Annotated in this window: 9 protein-coding genes; 8 read left to right on the forward strand and 1 reads right to left on the reverse strand. The window is 41.1% G+C overall.

The annotated features are described in order from the left end of the window. From HXW94_RS18150 to nadS, 4 genes are all read left to right on the forward strand, one after another. A partial coding sequence (locus tag HXW94_RS18150; RefSeq protein WP_178368305.1) for a transposase occupies positions 1-632 on the forward strand: 632 nt, incomplete at its 5' end. Between the two features lie 12 nt (positions 633-644). After that, a complete protein-coding gene (locus HXW94_RS20485; protein ID WP_425484228.1) occupies positions 645-722 on the forward strand; it encodes an HNH endonuclease in 78 nt (25 codons plus the stop codon). Between the two features lie 124 nt (positions 723-846). Continuing rightward, positions 847-1,161, forward strand: a complete 315-nt coding sequence (locus HXW94_RS18160) for a type II toxin-antitoxin system RelE/ParE family toxin (protein WP_178368307.1) — start codon at positions 847-849, stop codon at positions 1,159-1,161. Next, positions 1,158-1,448: a NadS family protein gene (nadS, locus tag HXW94_RS18165; RefSeq protein ID WP_178366815.1), complete on the forward strand. Its 291-nt coding sequence runs from the start codon at positions 1,158-1,160 to the stop codon at positions 1,446-1,448. Before HXW94_RS18160 ends, nadS begins: the two co-directional genes overlap by 4 nt. Before the next feature lie 291 nt (positions 1,449-1,739). On the opposite strand, the gene HXW94_RS20190 is transcribed toward nadS, so the two are convergent. Continuing rightward, positions 1,740-2,183, reverse strand: a complete 444-nt coding sequence (locus tag HXW94_RS20190) for a group II intron maturase-specific domain-containing protein (protein WP_343054708.1) — start codon at positions 2,181-2,183, stop codon at positions 1,740-1,742. Positions 2,184-2,735: 552 nt separating this feature from the next. On the opposite strand from HXW94_RS20190, the gene HXW94_RS18175 reads away from it, so the two are divergent. The 4 genes from HXW94_RS18175 to HXW94_RS18190 all read left to right on the forward strand — a co-directional run bounded on the left by HXW94_RS18175 (position 2,736) and on the right by HXW94_RS18190 (position 4,261). After that, positions 2,736-3,095: a hypothetical protein gene (locus HXW94_RS18175; protein WP_218576806.1), complete on the forward strand. Its 360-nt coding sequence runs from the start codon at positions 2,736-2,738 to the stop codon at positions 3,093-3,095. 41 nt (positions 3,096-3,136) lie between these two features. Beyond that, complete coding sequence (locus tag HXW94_RS18180) at positions 3,137-3,406, forward strand: YcgL domain-containing protein (RefSeq protein ID WP_178368309.1); 270 nt, start codon at positions 3,137-3,139, stop codon at positions 3,404-3,406. A gap of 105 nt (positions 3,407-3,511) precedes the next feature. Beyond that, entirely contained in the window at positions 3,512-3,844 is a 333-nt protein-coding gene (locus HXW94_RS18185) for a hypothetical protein (protein WP_178368310.1), read from the forward strand. Between the two features lie 96 nt (positions 3,845-3,940). Beyond that, complete coding sequence (locus HXW94_RS18190; RefSeq protein ID WP_178368311.1) at positions 3,941-4,261, forward strand: hypothetical protein; 321 nt, start codon at positions 3,941-3,943, stop codon at positions 4,259-4,261. Positions 4,262-4,359 lie beyond the last annotated feature (98 nt).

A 4,359-nucleotide genomic window follows, 5' to 3' on the forward strand; every position in this document is an offset into this window, starting at 1 on the left:
AACTCAATTGCAACTCTGCGCTCTACTTCCCTTTTGATGGTGAATATAGCGGCCGAGGACCATATCCGAAGTATGGAGAAAAAATCAATTATAGCAATCTTCCTGAACATTGCCTTGTTGATTCCTCCGTAGAAAACAAGATCCGCTCAAACATTTATCAAGCTGTTATGTGGCACAAAGACTATCCGCAAAAGTTAAATGTTGTAATCATTGAGAAATGCAACCTATCCAATGGACGTTCTGCCCGGGTTATTTTGTTCAGCAGTGATCTGGAGCTTACGGCTGAAAAGATGATCCAATACTATCGACTAAGATTTCAAATTGAATTTACATTCCGTGATGCAAAACAGCACTGGGGGCTTGAAGATTTCATGAATATTAAAGAACAAGCAGTACACAATGCAGCGAATATAGCCATGTTTATGGTGAATGTTGCACTTGCGATTGGAAGGGCTGCAGATACCTCACTCCCATTTAGCGTCAATGACTTGAAAACTAGGTTCCACGCGCTGTTCTATCTCAAAAATATATTAAAATATGATCCTCATTTTGAGGGATTCAATTTTATTTCTCAGTTATATGAAGAGGTCTGCAGCATAGGCTGTATTCATCAGCCTTTAAAAACAGCATAATTGGCGAAGGTATTGAAGGGAGGAAAAGATACAATTGAGAACACAATTGCCATCTGTCCGAACTGCCACAGGAAGAGGCATTACGGATAAAAAGGACAGTTCAAACAAAGCATAAAGATGAAAGATAATGCCCAACCAAACGCTGCAGCTCCCCGTTATCATTTAAAACCATCCCTATCTTGACTCAAATACGCCAATGGCGTATTGTTGTGTTATGGAATTCATTGAAACATCAATATTTACCAAGCAAGTCCTGAGGCTTCTACCCGACTCGAGTTATCGAGTATTGCAATCTGCTTTAATGTTAAATCCAGGTGCAGGGGCAATTATTAAAGGAAGTGGAGGGATTCGCAAGATTCGTTGGAAATTACCTGGTGCAGGTAAAAGAGGGGCTTTACGGGTTATTTATTATTTCGATCAACCCGAAACGATTTACATGCTATTCATGTACAAGAAAAACGAACAAGAAGATTTAACCCCTGAACAAGTCAAAATCTTGAAAAAAGCATTAAAGGAGAATTTATTATGAAAAACGAAGATTTTGATATGTTGCTTTCAAGCATAAAAGAAGCTGGCGATATAAAAACCGGAAAAAAGAAACCAAGTCGAGTTTTTGAGATTGAAGCTCCTGAAATTAAAATGGTTCGGAAAACTTTAAGCGTTTCACAATCTGAATTTGCCATGATGATAGGAGTAAGCGTAAGAACTCTTCAAAATTGGGAACAAGGGAGGAGGAAACCAGAAGGCCCTGCAAAAGCCTTGTTATGTATCGCCTCGAAAAACCCCAAAGCGGTACTTGAAGCCCTTCACGCTTGATCAAAAATTATGATAATCGGGATAGGACTCCCCATCACTGAGGAGCCCTCCCACACCACCCGGCATACGGATCACGTGCCAGGGCGGTTCGGCTGATTTAAGGCATCAGTTCCCGGGTAGATACAATCCTTTGTCGATGAAATATCTTTCAGGCATGGCAATGGCAACCCACTTGATTTTACTCATGTGCCAATACTTTTTGCGGGCATTGCCGCAAAGCATGGCATCATGGTGCGAAATACCAAGTTTTTTAAGGTTATGAACCCTGGTTTTGGGATTCTTCCATTGTTTTCAAACAAGGCTTCGCAGCCGCCGCAGTATCCAGACTTTGAGCCCTTTGAGGAAGTGTCTGGCTTCTGTAAGCCGAAAATAATTCCACCATCCCCGAAAATACTGGTTCAACTCCTGAATCACCTGCCACAGGCTTTTACCCCGCTTGCGGCAGGTCAATTCCCGGATTTTATCCTTAAACCGTTTAATGCTTTTGGCATGAATCCGGATTTTGGACTGTCCACACATTTGAAAATATGTGAATCCTAAGAATTTACCTATCCATGGTCGACTGACAGCACTTTTATCTTTGTTTACTTTGAGCTTGAGTTTCACGGTCAAAAATCTTGTGATACTCTGCATAACCCTTTCGGCGGCTTTCGCACTTTTACAAAAAATTATGGCGTCATCGGCATATCTAACATATCTATGCCCTCGCTCCCGCTTTGCGGGGCTCGTTTCCACTGGCTACTATGCCTTCTGCTGACTTCTCCCATGCGGTCAGGACCGGTTACCCGATCCTCAGCCGTTTTGGCACATGGGAGATCTACCGGGGTAAACACATGCCTTTCAGTACGTGAATGCCGAGTTTACGGACATACCCTGTGATGGATAGAGGACTTTACCTTGTTGTGCAGGCTCGTCCCGGTATGTGCGCCTTATACTCGATTCCTGTACGTCATCCCGTACTTTTGTGGTGCCCTGCCTCAGCAGGACGGCTTCCTTCCGAAGTATCGTCACCGATACCCCGTTGCCATACCACTACACCCTTCGCCTCCATCTGGCTGGGTCTAAGACTTGTCAAATGCATTGAAATTCTATACATTTGACTCACTTTTAAGAGCATGTGCCGTGCCCGGCACACACAAGGCGATTCAGACGGACGCCTTCGGCGCCGCTGATCTTTAACGTTTGCATCAAAGCGGAGACGGTTGCTCTACCCCCAAACGGATTATTTCATATTGTTTTTTTACTTTTTAAAATGAAACATAAGTCAGAATTATGAGAAATTTTATAATGGCATGGAATCCCTCTCGCTGGTCATGGAATAGTTTAAATGACCAAATCCAACAAATTCAAACAAAAGGAAGTGTTGAGGAGCCGTGGACTTGTGGCAATAGAAAGGATTTACCTATAGGAAGTAGGGTCTTCCTTTTTAAACAGGGAACTAAGCAGCGGGGCATAATTGGGGTAGGCGTCACTTTATCAGAACCTAAAAAGAATCCTCATTACAACTCAGATTTGGCGGCAGAAGGTAAAGCTGTTAACCAAGTCAATGTCCGTTGGAATTTATTAGCAAAAGAGCCTATCATCCCATATGATGTCCCTATGTGCTTATTTGTCATCACCACCAGACACCTTGGGATATGGTTTTAAATTTTCATTTGAAACATACGGAACAGTATAGGAGAAAAAGCATGAAAGTTGATATATATAGAGCAAAAAAATCACCAGGACCTCATGAAAAACTATATATTTTTGTCCCAAGCGGCTCAGATATTGAAATGCTCCCAACCGAGATTAAGGAAAAAACAGGAGGCTTGGTTGTCGAAAAAACAATTGATATACAACCAGGCGAAAAAAGAATAGCTCTCGATTCGGATGAGGCCCTGAAAAACCTTTCTGAAAAAGGCTTCCATGAGCAAGGTTCTAAAATTGAGATTGAAATACGAGTTGGTGGGCAATAAATTTAAGCATGAATCGTAGGCCAATAGGGATAGGACTCCCCATTACTGAGGAGCCCTCCCACACCACCCGGCATACGAATCGCGTACCAAGGCGGTTCGGCTGGTATGAATAAAATCAGTTTGGCTCAGCTATTAATACAGCTCGCGAGGCGAGAAGAGGAAATTGAAAATCCTGCAAAACGTAATCAATTGAATCAAAAAAGCCAAAACGTCTCAAATAATGAACCGACAAAGGATATAGGTTCAATCCAATACGTAATGGATAGAATTACAAAACTACAACCAGCAAAAAAGAAATCATTAATAAATTCCATCAAGGCAATGTATCAGTTTCAAGGCGGAGTTTCTGAAACTGATCTGGAAAAAATCATTAAAGACTTGGAAAAGAGGAAATTTCTGAAAGTGCAACAAAACAATCGAATTACCTATTTAAATTGACAGTCAAGTTGCAGGACCCATCGCTGTAGAGCAAAGCTCCAACATCGTTGGACTCCGAACAAAACACAAACATAAACTGAATAGGAGCGCCATGAAATGAAAATTTATCTTGATTGTTGTAGCTTGCAGCGCCCTTTCGATGATAAATCTCAACCAAGAATAGCCGTTGAAGCAGAAGCAGTTCTCGTTATCTTATCATTGTGTGAGTCCAATCATTTGGAACTTATATCATCTGATGCATTGCTATTCGAAATCAGCCGTATCCCCAATCATGATCGCAAGGAAGACGCTTTTGCGATTCTAAAAATTGCAAAAGAAACTCTTGGATTATCAAATGAAATAGAAATCGTTGCCAGAAGTTTCGAAAACATGGGTTTAAAGACACTTGACAAGGGGTTCGATTATTTTAGGTTCTAAACCCTCAAATTTCATTTTAAATTTTATTTGTTACTTAATTTTCTAACAATCTTCAATTATATCTCTCTCTGTTCGATAGTTTTAAAAAGTAAAAACAA

The organism is Desulfobacter latus (assembly GCF_013389365.1).
Lineage (GTDB): Bacteria > Desulfobacterota > Desulfobacteria > Desulfobacterales > Desulfobacteraceae > Desulfobacter > Desulfobacter latus.